General features: G+C 70.4%; 17 protein-coding genes. 11 read left to right on the forward strand and 6 right to left on the reverse strand.

What is annotated here, in order from left to right; all coding sequences use genetic code 11:
• The first annotated feature begins 32 nt into the window (after positions 1-32).
• The 6 genes from ISU07_RS06095 (at position 33) to ISU07_RS06120 (ending at position 5,920) form a co-directional block, all read left to right on the forward strand.
• Positions 33-506 carry a hypothetical protein gene (locus ISU07_RS06095; protein WP_194705891.1) on the forward strand — a complete coding sequence of 158 codons (474 nt, stop codon included), beginning with the start codon at positions 33-35 and terminating at the stop codon, positions 504-506.
• Positions 503-1,162, forward strand: a complete 660-nt coding sequence (gene folE / locus ISU07_RS06100) for a GTP cyclohydrolase I FolE (RefSeq protein ID WP_456093961.1) — start codon at positions 503-505, stop codon at positions 1,160-1,162. The genes ISU07_RS06095 and folE overlap by 4 nt, the downstream gene beginning before the upstream one ends.
• On the forward strand, positions 1,159-2,388 hold the full coding sequence (locus ISU07_RS06105) for an NAD(P)/FAD-dependent oxidoreductase (protein ID WP_194705892.1): 1,230 nt from the start codon (positions 1,159-1,161) through the stop codon (positions 2,386-2,388). The genes folE and ISU07_RS06105 overlap by 4 nt, the downstream gene beginning before the upstream one ends.
• Before the next feature lie 66 nt (positions 2,389-2,454).
• Positions 2,455-3,585 carry a transaldolase gene (tal, locus tag ISU07_RS06110; RefSeq protein ID WP_194705893.1) on the forward strand — a complete coding sequence of 377 codons (1,131 nt, stop codon included), beginning with the start codon at positions 2,455-2,457 and terminating at the stop codon, positions 3,583-3,585.
• Between the two features lie 12 nt (positions 3,586-3,597).
• Positions 3,598-4,074: a hypothetical protein gene (locus ISU07_RS06115; protein WP_194705894.1), complete on the forward strand. Its 477-nt coding sequence runs from the start codon at positions 3,598-3,600 to the stop codon at positions 4,072-4,074.
• 13 nt (positions 4,075-4,087) lie between these two features.
• Complete coding sequence (locus ISU07_RS06120; protein WP_194705895.1) at positions 4,088-5,920, forward strand: glycoside hydrolase family 15 protein; 1,833 nt, start codon at positions 4,088-4,090, stop codon at positions 5,918-5,920.
• 2 nt (positions 5,921-5,922) lie between these two features.
• Here ISU07_RS06120 and ISU07_RS06125 read toward each other — a convergent pair whose 3' ends face one another.
• The 3 genes from ISU07_RS06125 to ISU07_RS06135 all read right to left on the reverse strand — a co-directional run bounded on the left by ISU07_RS06125 (position 5,923) and on the right by ISU07_RS06135 (position 8,369).
• A complete protein-coding gene (locus tag ISU07_RS06125; RefSeq protein WP_228521386.1) occupies positions 5,923-6,855 on the reverse strand; it encodes a patatin-like phospholipase family protein in 933 nt (310 codons plus the stop codon).
• Positions 6,856-6,936: 81 nt separating this feature from the next.
• A complete protein-coding gene (locus ISU07_RS06130) occupies positions 6,937-7,686 on the reverse strand; it encodes a hypothetical protein (protein WP_194705896.1) in 750 nt (249 codons plus the stop codon).
• The gene (locus ISU07_RS06135) at positions 7,683-8,369 is read right to left on the reverse strand and encodes a hypothetical protein (RefSeq protein ID WP_194705897.1); all 687 of its coding nucleotides are present in this window, start codon (positions 8,367-8,369) and stop codon (positions 7,683-7,685) included. Before ISU07_RS06135 ends, ISU07_RS06130 begins: the two co-directional genes overlap by 4 nt.
• Before the next feature lie 59 nt (positions 8,370-8,428).
• On the opposite strand from ISU07_RS06135, the gene ISU07_RS06140 reads away from it, so the two are divergent.
• Together ISU07_RS06140 and ISU07_RS06145 are read left to right on the forward strand one after the other, a co-directional pair.
• Positions 8,429-9,085, forward strand: a complete 657-nt coding sequence (locus ISU07_RS06140) for an RNA polymerase sigma factor (protein ID WP_194705898.1) — start codon at positions 8,429-8,431, stop codon at positions 9,083-9,085.
• Positions 9,082-9,315, forward strand: a complete 234-nt coding sequence (locus ISU07_RS06145) for a hypothetical protein (protein WP_194705899.1) — start codon at positions 9,082-9,084, stop codon at positions 9,313-9,315. The genes ISU07_RS06140 and ISU07_RS06145 overlap by 4 nt, the downstream gene beginning before the upstream one ends.
• On the opposite strand, the gene ISU07_RS06150 is transcribed toward ISU07_RS06145, so the two are convergent.
• A complete protein-coding gene (locus ISU07_RS06150; protein ID WP_228521387.1) occupies positions 9,312-9,557 on the reverse strand; it encodes a hypothetical protein in 246 nt (81 codons plus the stop codon). The two genes, ISU07_RS06145 and ISU07_RS06150, sit on opposite strands and share 4 nt — an antisense overlap.
• 89 nt (positions 9,558-9,646) lie before the next feature.
• On the opposite strand from ISU07_RS06150, the gene ISU07_RS06155 reads away from it, so the two are divergent.
• The 3 genes from ISU07_RS06155 to ISU07_RS06165 all read left to right on the forward strand — a co-directional run bounded on the left by ISU07_RS06155 (position 9,647) and on the right by ISU07_RS06165 (position 14,517).
• On the forward strand, positions 9,647-10,357 hold the full coding sequence (locus tag ISU07_RS06155) for a helix-turn-helix transcriptional regulator (protein ID WP_194705900.1): 711 nt from the start codon (positions 9,647-9,649) through the stop codon (positions 10,355-10,357).
• A 1,570-nt stretch (positions 10,358-11,927) separates the two neighbouring features.
• Positions 11,928-13,547, forward strand: a complete 1,620-nt coding sequence (locus ISU07_RS24700; protein WP_194705901.1) for a LuxR C-terminal-related transcriptional regulator — start codon at positions 11,928-11,930, stop codon at positions 13,545-13,547.
• Between the two features lie 91 nt (positions 13,548-13,638).
• On the forward strand, positions 13,639-14,517 hold the full coding sequence (locus ISU07_RS06165) for an alpha/beta fold hydrolase (protein WP_194705902.1): 879 nt from the start codon (positions 13,639-13,641) through the stop codon (positions 14,515-14,517).
• Between the two features lie 75 nt (positions 14,518-14,592).
• On the opposite strand, the gene ISU07_RS06170 is transcribed toward ISU07_RS06165, so the two are convergent.
• A complete protein-coding gene (locus ISU07_RS06170; protein WP_194696809.1) occupies positions 14,593-15,027 on the reverse strand; it encodes an SRPBCC family protein in 435 nt (144 codons plus the stop codon).
• Positions 15,024-15,404: a DUF1801 domain-containing protein gene (locus tag ISU07_RS06175; RefSeq protein ID WP_194696808.1), complete on the reverse strand. Its 381-nt coding sequence runs from the start codon at positions 15,402-15,404 to the stop codon at positions 15,024-15,026. Before ISU07_RS06175 ends, ISU07_RS06170 begins: the two co-directional genes overlap by 4 nt.
• Between the last annotated feature and the right edge of the window lie 26 nt (positions 15,405-15,430).

The raw sequence follows: 15,430 nt of genomic DNA on the forward strand, positions 1-15,430 counted from the left end.
CACAGTATCCTCTTTTAGAAAGGTCGAGATCCATGACCGTCACCCGCTACTTCTCGGCACCTGCCGCCCACGGCGAGGCAAGCCCGACCGGCGCCCGACAGGCGTACCTAATGCTGCGTACCGTCTTCACGATTGCGCCCATCGCGTTCGGGCTGGACAAGTTCTTCGACATCCTCACCAACTGGGAGAAGTACCTGGCTCCCTGGATCAACGACATCGTCCCCGGATCGGCGCACCAGGCCATGCTGGCCGTGGGCGTGGTCGAGATCCTGGCGGGCGTCCTGGTGGCGGTACGCCCCGCCATCGGTGCCTACGTCGTCGCGGCGTGGCTGCTCGGCATCATCGTCAACCTGGTGAGCATCGGGGACTACTACGACGTCGCGCTGCGCGACTTCGGCCTCCTGGTCGGCGCCCTCGCCCTGGCGCGTCTGGCCGCCCCTGGTCCCTCCACAGCCGGCCGTCCCGCGCCGGTCACCGACGGCGGCCAGCACATGGACGACCGGTGACCGAGCAGCGCACGCTGGACGCACCGGCACCGAGCGTCACGGCCACCGTGCTCCCGTGGCGCTCGCCGGTGACGCCGGCGGCCGCCCCCATCGACCTGGTCGCCGCCGAGAAGGCGGCCGCCGATCTGCTCCGGGCTCTCGGTCAGCCCATCGGGTCCGACGGCATGGCCGAGACGCCGCGCCGGATGGCCCACGCGTATGCCGAGATGCTGACGTCGGACAGCTTCGACTTCACCACCTTCCCGAACGCCGAGCGGTACGACGAGCTGGTCGTGGTGGAGGACATCCCGGTCCGATCGGTCTGCGAGCACCACATGCTGCCCTTCACGGGCGTGGCCCACCTGGGGTACCTGCCCGCGGACCGAATCCTCGGTCTGTCGAAGCTCGCCCGACTCGTCGAGCTCTACGCGCATCGCGCCCAGACCCAGGAACGGCTGACCCAGCAGATCGCCGAGCACCTGGACCGCCACCTCACTCCCCGTGGAGTCGGCGTGGTGATCGAGGCCGAGCACACCTGCATGAGCCTGCGGGGGGTCCGCGCAGCAGGTACGCGCACGGTCACCTCCGCCCTGCTCGGCACGCTGCGCACCGACCCGTCCTCCCGAGCAGAGTTCCTATCCCTGACCCGCGGGTCCGGCCGGGGGGGCCGACGATGACCGCCACGCAGGCCTTCGTCATCGTCGGCGCGGGGCTGGCTGCCGGCAAGGCCGTGCAGGAGCTGCGGGAGAGCGGCTTCGACGGGCACCTGGTGCTCTACGGCGCCGAATCCCATCTGCCCTACGAGCGGCCGCCGCTGTCCAAGGGGTACCTGACGGGCGACGACAGCTTCGAGTCCGCCCTCGTCCAGCCGCCCGACTGGTACGACGGGCACGACGTCGACCTGCGGCTGGGCACCCGGGTCACCGCCGTCGACCCCGTCGCCCGCACGGTGACCGCCGCCGGCGCCACCCAGCGCTACGACAAGCTGCTGCTCGCCCCCGGTGCCCGACCGCGCCACCTGGCGATGGCCGACGACAGCGGCGCACCCGTCGCCTACCTGCGCACCGTCGAGGACTCCGACCTGATCCGATCGCGGCTGCATGTCGGTCGGCGACTCGTGATCGTCGGGGGCGGATGGATCGGCCTGGAGGTAGCCGCTGCCGCCCGCCGCGCCGGCGCCCACGTCACCATCCTGGAGGCCCTGGACCTGCCCCTGGTCCGCGTCCTGGGACCGGAGGTGGCCCGCTTCTTCGCCGCCCTCCACCAGGCACACGGCGTCGACGTACGCGTGAACACCGAGGTCTCAGACATTGCTGCCAACGCCGGAGTCGCGAGCGTGACACTGACAGACGGTTCGTCGGTCGAAGCCGACCTGCTCGTCGTCGGGATCGGCGTGTCACCCGACACCACCCTCGCCGAGGCCGCCGGCCTACGCACCGAGAACGGCGTCCTCGTCGACGACCAGCTGCGCAGCTCCGAGCCCGACATCTACGCGGCCGGCGACATCGCTAACGCCTACCACCCGCTGCTCGGTCGCCACGTGCGGGTCGAGCACTGGGACAACGCCATCGGTCAGGGCGTCGTCGCCGCGCAGAACATGTTGGGCAAGGAGGTCTCCTACGACCGGCTGCCCTACTTCTTCTCCGACCAGTACGACCTCGGCATGGAGTACCTGGGCAACGTCGGACCGGACGGCTACGACCAGGTCGTCCTGCGCGGGACGCCCGACGAGGGCACGTTCACGGCGTTCTGGCTGCGCCAGGGACGGGTCCTGGCCGGCATGCACGCGAACGACTGGGACGCCATGGACTCCATCCGGCACATCGTCCGGGGACAACGGATGGTTCCGGACCTGGACGACGAGTCCGTGTCCCTGACACAGATCGCAGAAGGCCTCGACTGAGGCCAGCGGAGTCCGCTGGGCTGCGCCCGGCACCACGAGCACGTGAAGGAACAGGAGCACACACCCATGCCGCGTCTGGTCAGACTCTACGAGGAACAAGGTCAGAGCCCCTGGCTGGACAACCTCACCCGGTCCTCCCTGTGGGACGGCACGATGGCGGACCTTATCGCCCGCGGTGTGCGGGGGGTGACCGCCAACCCGACGATCGTCGCCAAGGCGATCGAGTCCTCGGACGCCTACGATCCGCAGTTCCACGCGCTCCTCGGCGCCGGACACAGCCTGGAGGACGCCTACTGGCACCTCGTCGTCGCCGACGTCTGCGACGCGCTGGGGATGCTGCGGCCGACCCACGACGCGGCCGAGGGCGCCGACGGGTTCGTCTCGATCGAGGTCGCACCCGGGTTGGCGCACGACACACGGGCGACGATGAAGGCCGCTCGCGAGCTGCACCAACGCATCGGGGAGCCCAACCTGCTGGTCAAGATCCCCGCCACGTCCGCGGGCGTTCCCGCCATCGAGGCCATGGTCGCCGAGGGCCGCAGCATCAACGTGACCCTGATCTTCTCCCTGCCCCGCTACCGCCAGGTCCTGGAGGCCTACCTGTCCGGCCTGGAGGCCCTGGCCGGTCACAGCTCCGACCTGTCCACGGTCCACGGCGTCGCCTCGTTCTTCGTCAGCCGGGTGGACACCGAGGTCGACCGCCGTCTGGAGGCGATCGGCACGGACGAGGCCCTCGGCCTGCGTGGCCGGGCCGCCGTCGCCCAGGCCAAGCTCGCCTACCGGCTCTTCCGCGAGATCCACACCGGAGCTCGGTGGGAACGGCTGGCCGACCGCGGCGCACGGGTGCAGCGTCCCCTCTGGGCATCCACGTCGACCAAGAACCCCCGCTACCCCGACACCTTGTACGTCGACAGCCTGATCGGGCCCGACACCGTCAACACCCTGCCGGAGAGCACCATGGCGGCGTTCGAGGACCACGGCACCCTGGCCCGCACGATCGACGTCGACCTCGCTGCGTCCGAGCACCACATGGGCGCGCTGGCAACCGCCGGGGTCGACATGGACGACGTCGGCCGCACCCTGGAGCGCGAGGGCATCGCCGCGTTCCGGGCGTCGTTCGCCCACGTTCTCGGCACGCTGAGCGAGAAGGCGAAGGCCGCGCCCCGGGCTCCCGTGCGCGCCTCCTCGCCCGGCTGAGGTGACGCCCCGGTGGACTGGGCGGGCTGGGCACTGTTCGGGCTGCTGGCCACTGCGGTGCTCACCGGGCTGATGATCGCCGCCCAGCTGGGCGGGCTGAGCCGGCTCGACCTGCCCCTCATCCTCGGCACCGTCGTCACCCCGGACCCCGACCGTGCGCGCGCGGCCGGCGGGGTCATGCACTTGGCCGTGGGCCAGGTCTTCGCTCTCGGCTACACCGCCGCCTTCGCGCTCCTGGGCCAGGCCACCTGGTGGCTCGGTGGGCTGCTGGGCCTCCTCCATGGCGCCGTCGCCCTGACGGTCCTGGTCCCCATGCTGGTGGGCGTCCATCCTCGGATGGCCTCGGAGCGTGCCGGCCCCGCATCGACCTCGGTGCTGGAACCTCCGGGCCTGCTCGCCCTCAACTACGGAACGCAGACACCCCTGGTGACCCTCGCCGCCCACCTGGCCTACGGCATGTCCCTGGGTCTCCTCCTCGGCGTGCGATGAGGCCGCCGCCACGATGAGACCCCCGATCGAGGACTACGGACTGCTCGGCGACACCCGCACCGCCGCGCTGGTCGACTCCGACGGCTCCGTCGACTGGCTGTGCATCCCACACTTCGACGGTCTGCCTGTCTTCGGCCGGCTGGTCGGCGGAGCGGCGGCCGGCAGCTTCAGACTTGGCCCACGACACCCCGCCGAGGTGGTGGCTCGCGGGTACCGCACCGACACCGCCACCCTCGAGACGACCTGGCGGACCGACACCGGCCGGTTGACCCTCACCGAGGGCATGGTGGCCGAGGTCGCCGGACAGCTGCTCCCAGCCACCATGCTGGTACGCCGGCTCACCGCCCCCGACGGCCCGGTCGAGGCCGTCATCGCCTTCGACCCCCGATTCGGAGAACGACGCCGAGCCCCGCGGACCGAGCACCGCAGCCAGCTCCTGGTCTGCGTCTGGGGGACCGTGGCCGTGGCACTGCGCACCACCCCCACCGCAGCCGTGCAGCCGGGACGACCCACGACGGTCACCGTCACCCCGGACCGGCCGTTCACCTGTGTGATGTCCGTGGCCCATCGCGAACCGCTGGTGTGCCTCGACACCGACACGGCGTGGGATGCCCTCCAGGGCGACGAGGCACGGTGGCAGGCCTGGTGTCGCGACATCGACGACGCGCTCCCCTACCGCCAGGCCGTCGTCCGCAGCCTGCTCACTCTCCGCTTGCTGACCTACTCGCCGTCCGGAGCACCGGTCGCCGCGCCGACGACCTCGCTGCCAGAGGTGCTCGGGGGCGTCCGCAACTGGGACTACCGCTTCGCCTGGCCCCGCGACGCGAGCATCGGCATCGACGCCTTCCTCGGCGCGGGGAAGCACGACGAGGCCCGCGCGTTCATGGCCTGGCTGGTCAGCGCCACCCGGCTCGACCGTCCCCGGATCCCCGTCCTGCTCACCTTGCACGGGAAGCACCCCCGACCCGAGCGTGAGCTCGCCGGGTGGCCCGGCTATGCCGACAGCACGCCGGTCCGGTCCGGCAACGCCGCGGCCGGCCAGCACCAGCTCGACGGCTACGGCTGGGTTCTCGACGCGGCCTGGCGGATGGGCGAAGCGGGCTACCCCCTGTACGCCGAGACGTGGCGCACCATGGCCGGCTTCGCCGACCGGGTGGCGGACCGGTGGCGCGAGCCCGATGCCGGCATCTGGGAGGTGCGCTCCGACACCGTGCACCACGTGCATTCCAAGCTGATGGCCTGGCTGGCCCTGGACCGCGCCCTGAGCATCGCCACCCACCACCGGACGTCCGCTCGGCGTACCAGCCGATGGCGCGCCGAACGGGCCGCGCTGCGCGAGGACATCGAGCGGCGCGGCTTCGACGAAGCGCGGGGCACCTACACGCGCAGCTACGGCTCGTCCGAGACCGACGCCGCCCTGTTGGTCCTGCCGCAGCTGGGGTTCCACCCGGCCGACTCCCCCCGCGTGCGCGGAACCATCGCGGCCGTCGTCAGCGAACTCGGGGCCGGATCCCCGTTGCTCTACCGCTATCCGTCGGGGCGCGACGGCCTTCCCGGTGTCGAGGGAGCCTTTCTCCCGTGCTCGTTCTGGCTCGTCCAGGCCCTGGCGCGCGGCGGACGCGCGGGCGAGGCGGACACGCTGTTCCGGGACCTCCTCGCGCTGGCCGGACCCCTCGGCCTGTACGCCGAGGAGATGGACCCGGCGACGCGGGAGTACCTGGGCAACTACCCCCAGGCTCTGACGCACGCCGCCCTCGTCCAGGCGGCCGTCGCCCTCCGTGCGGAGGGTGCCGGTCACGTCACCGACCCCCGTGGCGCGGTGCCCGTCGCGGAGGACGCACCGTGACCTCACCCTCGGGCGGGAGCCGTACCTCTCCGCGGTCGCCGGCCCTGGGCGCTCGAGGGCTCGTCCTGCATCCCCTCCGGGCGGTGGTGGTGGAGCGAGAGGAAGCGTTCCGGGGCGGGCAGGTCGATGTCGCCGGAGCTGATCCACTCGAGACTGGTCTGCCGAGCGCGAGCGATGAGTTCGGCGGCGTGCCGGAAGTCCGAGGCCGACACGGCCAGCGGACACAGCGGCGGCAGGACCTTGATCTCCGCAGCCCCTTGCAGGCCAGCGATCTCGTTGATCAGGCGTTGGGCGATCAGCAAGGTCAAGGAGTGCAGCGCCACACCCACGGCCGACTGCGGTGGCTCCGGCAGCGCGCAGGGCGCTCCCGTGGGCAGGACGTAGACGAGCGTCGCGCCCAGGTCGACCGCCTGGGAGACGCCCGCGTGGAGGGCCACCGACCCGTCGACGAGGTGACGTCCGGCGCTCGCGACCGGGGGCAGGATGCCCGGGATCGCCGCGCTGGCCAGGACGCCGTCGACCACGTCGCCGCTCGAGATCAGCACCTGCCGGCCGCTGAGCAGGTCGGCGGCCACCAGGTGGGTCGGCACTCGCGCCTGCGTCAGGTCGTCGATGGTGGCGTGCGCCCTGACGAGCCGTCGCAGTGCGGCATCCGAGGCCACGCCCGCGCTTCGGCCGACCAGCCCGCGCAGGACTTGGCGCGGATCGACCGGGAAGACGTCGCGACGACGCAGGCCGGTCCACACGTCGGCGAGCTCGGCCAGCGAGTCGGGGGACATGCCGTGCCCGGCGATCCATGCCACGTTCACGGCTCCGGCCGAGGTGCCGACCAACAGGTCGGGTCGGACATCGTGCGTGGCCAGTGCCTGGAGCATGCCCACCTGGACGGCCCCCAGGCTGCCCCCTCCGGACAAGACGAACGCCGTGGTCACCATGTCGTCTCCTCGATCACGCCGGTGCGCGGGGCAGGGTCTCCACGGGTGCTTGGGGACCCGGCCGACGCGCAGGGCATCCCCTCAGCGGGAGTGGAACCGCTGCGGGAAGGTGCGGATGATGCCGTCACTGAGGACGTCGGCCATCTCCAGGATGTGGTGGTGGATCTCGTCGTAGTCGGCGACGCTGGCGGCGTACTGGCCGTTCAGCTCGTGCGCGGCCTCGGCGAGCGTCTGGTCGAGATGTGCCGTCATGGCGGTCCGCATCACGTCCTGGGGCCAGTACTTCGGGTTGGCGGCGGCGAGGAAGTCGGCGATCTCGTCGGAGTTGGCGTACCACCTGACACGCGCCACCTCGAACGCCGCGCTGTCGCCGGCCTTGGCGGCCTGCAGCAGCTCGACGGCGATGCCGATGTGACCGTTCAGGAGGGTGGTGAGCTGATCGCCGGCGGCCTCGCCGTAGAACGGCTTGATCGCGTCACCGATGTCCACCTGGTTGGTCAGCAGGCGTGCGGCCGTCGCGTCGAACCCTCCGGACCCGTCGGCGAACGTGACGATCGCGAGCCGGGTCCAGGTGACGTGGTCCTCCCAGAGCTTGCGCATCTGGTCGTGGAACGCCGACCGGGCTGCGGTGCTAGCGGCCGTGGTCGACGTCGAGATTGCGTGGGCGCTCGTGTGGTGCCCGGTGGTCGCACCGTGGGTGTGGCCGGGCTCGGTCGCCGAAGCGTCGTGGTCGGGACCGACCGAGACGGTGGCCAGGGCGGCAGCCAGGGCAACCGTGCACAACAACGAGAGGAACCAGCCGCGCCGGGCGGCCAGGAGGTGGTGGGTCATGAACGACTCCGTCGGGTCGCGGGCCGCACCAGCGCCCAGGCGGCCATGAGCTCCACGCAGGAGACCACGGTGCCGAAAGCGTCGAGCGGCTCCGGATGAACAGTCAGACCGGGGATACCGGTGGTGCGCGAGAGCGCGTAGGCGACGGCGACCCCGACCAGGAGCAGGGCGATCATCGTCGTGACATTCGGGCCGGCGTCCAGCGCCAGCGCGACCGCGGACATCGCCATAGCGGCAGCCGAGGCTGCGAACGCGACAGCCAGGCCGACCGACTCGTGAGAGTGCGGCACCACGAGCACCGCGTGGACTCCGGCCGAGGCCGCGCAGACGGACGAGCCGACGACTGTGCCGGAGCCGGACCCGAGGGCGACAGTCTGGACCGGCGTTCCGGAGCTCGAGGGCGTGGAAAGGGTCACGGCGATGTTGGTGTCACGGTGCGACGCGTTCTTACCCAGTGCCCTCGAACCGGTAAGACCTCCTGCTCCGGTCGACACCAACAAGACGTGACTGTCCACCATCCCCCAGGGCTCGGGCGCCGCTGCGTCGATGACGGGCCGCCGCTCGACGTACAGACCTGGCGTCGGTGCCGTCTGCTCGAAGCCGGTTTCGCCGCTGAGACCGCGGCGAGACTGGCCGCGGATCGTCGGTACGACCTGCACGCCCTTCTCGAGCTCGTGGACCATGGCTGCCCACCGTCGCTCGCGGTCCGCATCGTCAGCCCTCTCGAGACAGACCCCGCCCCATGACCCTCGACACCCACGTGTTCGTTATTGCCACCCCGACCTACGAGAACGAGGAATGGGTGGCGGACCTTGCTGTCGAAGGACCGGCTCGGGAGGTGGCGCAGCGGCGACTCCACAGGCTCTTGGTGGGGGCGGCCCGCCGACAGGTCTGGCGACTGCGCGACCTCCTGCCCGGAGCCGGTCCCAGGGAGCTGGAGGACGTCGCCCAGCAGGCCGCGGACGAGGCCCTGGTCGCCGTGCTGCGCAAGCTGGGCGACTTCGAGGGACGCAGCCGCTTCACCACCTGGGCCTTCAAGTTCGGCGTCTACCAGGCCGGCGTCGAGGTCCGCCGCCAGGCGTGGCGCAGCCGCGAGGTCACGCTTCCCGATCACCTCGCCCCCCTCGCCCGAGGCCCTTCCCCGGCCGACGTGGCGGAGGCCTCCGACCTCGCCCGCGCGCTGGAAGACGCCATCGCCACCGCCCTCAGCCCGCACCAACGCAGGGTCGTGCTGGCACTACTGGTCGACGACGTGCCGATCGACGTGCTCGCCGAGAGGCTCGGCTCGACCCGCAACGCCCTGTACAAGACCCTGCACGACGCCCGCGCACGCTTGCGGCGGTCGTTGGTGACCCGGGGCTATCTCGACCCTCCCGACGAAGGGTTCACGTCGTCATGACCAGCAGCACGCGTCCGCTGACCGACGACGCGGTGGTCCGCCTCCTCCTCGACACCGACCCGTACCTGTCCTGCGACGACTGCTTCGCCCAGCTGGACCAGTACGTCGAACGACGGGTACGCGAGCCGGGGTACGACGAACCGCGGATGCGAACCCATCTCGAAGGATGCGGGGCCTGCGCCGAGGAAGCCGAGACCTTGCTCAGCCTGGTCCTCGAGCCACCGCGCTAGTCGGGCAGGTCGTCCTCACTGCCACTGCGCTCGTTCACGACCGCCAACAGCTGCTCGTCCGCCGAGGTGAAGCGGTCCATCTCCTCGCCCGCGTCACAGGTGAACAGCCCGATCGTCACCTGTTCCCCGTCACCGCCCAGCACTCGCCACACGCCTCCCTGCAGCTCCCACCGGAGCAGCATCGCGACCGACTCGGTGAGATGGGACGGGTCGGTCGTGCGTCGAGGCCTCACGTCTGCCATGAACACTGCTCCCTTCCCTCTAGCAGGGTACTCTGTCGACGTTAGAAAACACTGGGCAGCTGGGCGTCGAGCTCGAGGATGGAGCAGCGATGGAGGACCTGCAGGCACAGGTGGCCAGCATCGGCGCGCTCGCCGAGCCGAGTCGGCTGGCCCTCTATCGCTATGTCGCCGGCGCCGCCGAACCGGTGAGCCGCGAGCAGGCGGCGGCCGCGATGGACCTGCCGTTGCACTCGGTCAAGTTCCACCTGGACCGGCTCGTGGCGGAGGGCCTGCTCGAGGTCGAGTACCGCCGGCTCACCGGCCGCACCGGTCCAGGTGCGGGCCGCCCGTCGAAGCTCTACCGCCGCACGTCCCGCCACGTCTCGGTCTCGCTCCCCGATCGTCGCTACGACCTCGCGGGGGAGGTTCTCGCTGCAGCCGTCGAGCGCTCGACGCGCGAAGGGACACGGATCGACGAGGCTGTGCAGCAGGTGGCACACGCCACCGGTTCGCGACTCGGCAGCGAGCCTCCCGCTCCTCGCCGTCCACGCCGCGCAGAATCCACCGCCCGTCTCGTCGGAGTGCTCGGCAACCACGGTTACGAGCCCCGACTGGTCGACGACGACGTGTGCCTGACGAACTGTCCGTTCGACCGGCTGGCCGCCGAACACACCGACCTGGTCTGTGGCATGAACCTCGCCCTCGTGGGTGGTGTGATCGACGGTCTGAACATCGAAACGATGTCGGCGCGCCTCGAACCCCAACCCGGGTTCTGCTGCGTGAAGATCGCCACGAAGCCGGATCGGCTCGACCGACGCTGAAGCCGGCACCCGCTAGGCCCTGACGTCCTCAGGGGACCCCCGCTGAGCTTAGGTGCGCCAGGCACAGGTCGGGTTCGAAGAACGGCTCGAGGCGCTCGACCGCGACCGGGGGAGTGCCACGCCTCCATCGCGCCCTGCATCAGCCCTAGGTGGACCGGACAGATGATCTCGGACCGGGCTTCGGCGAGCACGAGGAACGGGCAGCGTCGCAGCGCGATCTGTCGCTGCCCCTCGTCCATCCGTGGTTCAGGGGCGAAGCCGATCTCGTCCAGCAGCTCCACCAGACGATCCACAGAGTCTCTCCGGTCATCGGCGTCACCCGCCTCGCCCGTGCGCGACGTGCCTTGCGCACGACCCCATGCCTGGCCGGCAGCGACCGCCTTGGCGCGCGAGTGTGTCCCGGTCGCCATGCTGCCCAGTTCGCCCTTGTTGTACTCGTTCCCGCGGCGAGCTGCCTGGCCGGAGCCGCGCTGCCCTGGCACGGTGCACACCCATGACGTGCAGACCACCCTGCACGCCCTGCTCGGACAGGCCGCCCGGTAGTGCGACGTGCGCCTGTCCAACCTCGAGGCCCGCAACGCGGCGCTGGAGTTGGTCTTCCTGGTCACCGCCTCGGGCGCCAACGATCTAGATCAATCCGCTGGCCCATGGAAAGGAGCAACCAGATGACGTTCGTCGACATCTCGCCGCAACGCATCGCAGGGCCTGGCCCGCGCCAACACCACCCTGTTGGCCCGTAAACGGCCGACGTTCATCTACGTCGTCGTCCTGCCCTTGATGCCACTCGGGCTCCTCCTGGCCGGCGACAAAGGACCATCGAGACCCAATGGGCCACCGACGAAGCCGCATTCGCCGCCCTCACTCCTCACGGCGAGGTTGTCGCCCGAGGCTCCGGGCACGAGGTCTACCTCGACGCTCAACCGGCGGCCGCGGCGGCCATCCTGCGAGTCACCACCGCCACAGCCGTTCGATAGCACCGGCGCCCCATGCAGCTGGCACAAGCCGTCCCGTCCGAGGACAACCCCCGGGCCGATCCCGTGTCACCGAATGTCCCCAAGTCTTCTGGGTCGATGACCCAGAGGTCAGGCCCAGGAGAGTGTCAACACGCGTCCAGAATCCGCCGTGGCAGTGCGGATTCATCCACAGCCGTCAACCCAGCTCGACGGGCCTCGCGGCGATTCGCGGTAACCAGCCGGTCACCGACGCAAAGAGGCGGCTCCCGGACTTGACCGGAAACCGCCTCTGACCTGCTGGAACTTTGTAGCGGGGGCAGGATTTGAACCTGCGACCTCTGGATGAGATCGGGTGCTACGGAACGGCTTGGAAAATCGCGGATCTCCTCGGGTTTACGCGGGAATACCTCGCGGTCAGGTTCGGAGTCTAACGGGCCATCACGGGATGGATGCCGACTGTAAGTGGCCAGTTTGTGGCTGCGGTTCGAAACCGCCAGCGCCGTGACTCCGCGTCCCACTGACCCGTCTCAACGTCGCCCGCCTACCAGTGCACTCTCATGAGCGAGTCGGCTTTCCTCTGCGATCGATAGTCTGCTGACCGTCGAGGGAAGACGGCGGTGAACGAGACGGCGGACATTCTGACTCTGGCGCGGCAGGCTCACAGAGCACACGACTGGACCACTGCCGCGGCGCACTTCGATGCCGTCGGGGCCGAGCGACTCACAGCCGAAGATCTTGCAGCCTACGCAGATGCCAAGTGGTGGCTCGGCCACGTCCTGGACAACCTGCGGCTCGAGGCCGCGGCATACGACGCCTTTCTGGCCGACTCCCAGCCGGCCGGGGCCGCGTGGGCGGCGATGCTGCTCGGGATCTTCCACCTGGGACGGGGCGATGTGCCGCAGGGGATGGGCTGGATCGGCCGCGCCGGTCGCCTGCTCGAGGGCACCCCGGAGTGCCCCGCGCACGGCCTGCTGATCCAGGTGACCGAAGTCGAGCCGAGTCTGCAGGCCGGAAAGCCGACGGCAGCGGTGGACGCCGCCCACAGGATCCGGGCCCTCGGCACACGGATCGACGAGCCCGGCGTGGTGCTCTTGGGCGTCAACTGCGAGGGGCGCGCACTGATCAGGGCCGGCCAGGTTGTCGACGGGCTGGCACTGCTCGACGAGGCGATGGTCGCTGCTCTGGACGGCCGTCTCGGACCGTTCATCTCGGGGAGCCTCTACTGCCACACCATCGCGTCCTGTCACGAGGTCGCCGACCTCCGCCGGATGACCCGCTGGACAGATCTCACCGAGGACTGGTTGTCCACCCTTTCCGGGGTCGGGGTGTTCGGCGGCCTGTGCGGAGTGCACCGGGCTCAGCTCCACGTCCTCCGTGGCGCATGGGAGGAGGCCGAGCGCTCGGCGCTGCAGGTGGTGACGGACCTCGACGCGATGCGCGTCGACTACGCGGCGGAGGCGTGGTACGTCGTCGGTGAGGCACGCCGGTTGCGCGGCGACCCGACCGCCGCTCAGGCCTACGACGAGGCGCGCGCCCGCGGACGCGACCCGCAGCCGGGACGAGCGCTGCTGCAGCTCCAAGGAGGCGACGCGGCCGGGGCCTCGACCTCGGTGCGCACCGCCGTCACGGCCGTGGGGGATGACCCCCTGCGGCGGGCGCCGGTGTGCGCTGCCGCGGTCGAGATCGCCGTCTCTGCGGGACGGCTGGAGGACGCGAGAGCCGCCGCGTCCGAACTCGCACAGACGGCGACGATGTATGCCACCTCGGGGCTGGAGGCGATGGCGGCCGCGGCACGTGGAGCGGTGCTGCTGGCCGAGGGCCGCGCCGAAGAGGCACTCCCGGTGCTCCGCGACGCCTGCCGACGCTGGCACGAGCTGGGCGCGGCGTACGACGCCGCCGGCACCGGCGCCCTCCTCGCCCAGGCCTACCGGACACTCGGCGACCAGGCCTCCGCGGCAGCGGAGGCAGCGCTAGCGGAGGCAACCTACGTCCGGCTGGGCGCACACCGGCCGGCCCGAGGCGATACGACACCGCCCGACGGACTGAGCCGGCGCGAGTGCGACGTGCTGGCCCTGGTGGCCGACGGCCGCTCCAACCGGGAGATCGGCGAGACGCTCTTCATCAGCGACCGCACGGTCGGCCGGCACCTGACGAACATCTTCCACAAGATCGGGGTGACCTCCCGGACCCAGGCCGCCCGCTACGCCATCGACCATGGGTTGAGCGTCACTCGGTGAGCCGACTGCGTAGAACCACGTAGCCGCCGCCGCAGGCTGGCCGATCACACCGATGCCAGCCACCCGCCGCGCGTCCGAGCATCCCCTGTAGATGCGTCGAGCACGGCGCCTCGATCAGGGAGCGATCACCATGAGTCACACGAGAATCCACCGAGCGGTATCCGCCGACGGCACCGAGATCGCCGGACGTGTCGTGGGAGACGGGCCAGCGCTGGTCCTGGTCCACGGCGGCATTGGTGACGGCGACACCGCCTGGGACGCCATGCTGCCCCACCTCACCGACCGGTTCACCTGCTATCTGCCAAGCACCCGCGGACGCGGACTGTCGGCGGATGACCCTGACCACTCGCCACCACGTCTGGAGGACGACGTGACGGCGTTTGTCGACAGCATCGGCGCGCCGGCCCAGGTTGTCGGCTGGTCGGGCAGTGGGGCGTGGGTCCTGGGTGCGGCCGCGCGAAGTGACGCTGTCGCTGCTGTGGCGGTGTACGAGCCGACGCTGATCCCGGTGATGGCAGAGGCCGACCTCGCCGAGACCCTGGGCACGATGCAGCGTGTCGGCGCGGCTGCCGCGGACGGTCGGCTCGTCGATGCGGTCCAAGTCTTCGCCTCGTGGATCTGCACCGAGGAGGAAACCGCCGCGCTGACGCGGACGAACTTCGACGACGTGTGGGCCGCGCGGGTGCCGGCAATGCTCCGGTTCGTGCAACAGGACGGGTCATACCAGGGGCCGCGGTCCACCGATCCCGAGGCCCTTGCTCGCATCACGGTGCCGGTGCTGGTTCTGATGGGCCAGCGGACCCGGCTGGGGTCGTTCTTCCGCGCCGCGGCGGAGTTCATCGCCCGGCACGTCGACGACTCCCAGGTCTGGGAGCTGCCAGGGGCCGGACACTTCGCGCCAGTGCTTGCCCCGGAGTCGGTCGCTGATGAGCTGATCACGTTCTTCGAGTCCGCCCGGCAACCGGCCTGACCTCGGCTGCGGCGCCGCCAGGCGCTGGCATAGTCAGCCGCGATCCGAGCGCAAGCCCGACTGGGAAAGATCTGCTCAGCGCTCGAGCATTGCCTTCAACCTGGCGAGGTCCTTGGTCATCGCGCGCCGTATCGCCCGTTCCATCAGCGGTGCCGTGAGCCGACCGAAGCCGCTCGGGTCGCCTCGGTTCCGCAGGCGCATCCGGGTGCCTCCCTCGACCGGTTCCCAGGTGTAAGTGGTTTCCATCGGAAAGGGCCCGTCGGCGGTACGCATCACGAGCCGCTCACCGGGCACCAGCTCGGCAACCTCGTAGGTATAGGCAATCCGGCGACCCACGAACCGAGCCACGAAGTCCATCCGCGAACCCACCGCGACAGGTGGCGCCGTCTCCCACCGCACCGACTTGATGTTCACGTACCACTCCGGTGCGTTCGTCGGATCACCGGCGTACGCCGCGACCTCCGCCGGCGGCCGCGCGATCGTCGTCTCGACCTGGACGTCGACCGTCACGAAGGGTCGACGCCTTCGCCTTCGCGCAACTCGATCCAGGACCGCACCAGCCCCTGCAGCGCAGGCGTCTTGGCCGTCAGGTCGTCGCTGTCCAAGATCTTCAGCGACCGCGACGTAGATCCCTGACCTTCGAGGATGCCGCTGGGATCGGGCAGCGCGGCACCAGTGTGGAACATCAGCGACACATGCTTCTTGGACCTAGGGAAGAACGACGCGATGTTGCCCTGGTAGGTGAAGGTCGGCGCTTGCCACTTGATGCACTCACCGACGCGCGGGTCAGCCTCGAGCACCACGTCGCGCACCGCCAGCACCAGGTCCTTCTGAGGGTTGTCGTAGCGGTCGAACCAGGCGTCGACCTCGGGGTCATGCCGCACCACCCAGCAATCGTCATGCGGGTCTGCGG

It is taken from the genome of Nocardioides islandensis, assembly GCF_015352455.1.
Classification (GTDB): Bacteria; Actinomycetota; Actinomycetes; order Propionibacteriales; family Nocardioidaceae; genus Nocardioides; species Nocardioides islandensis.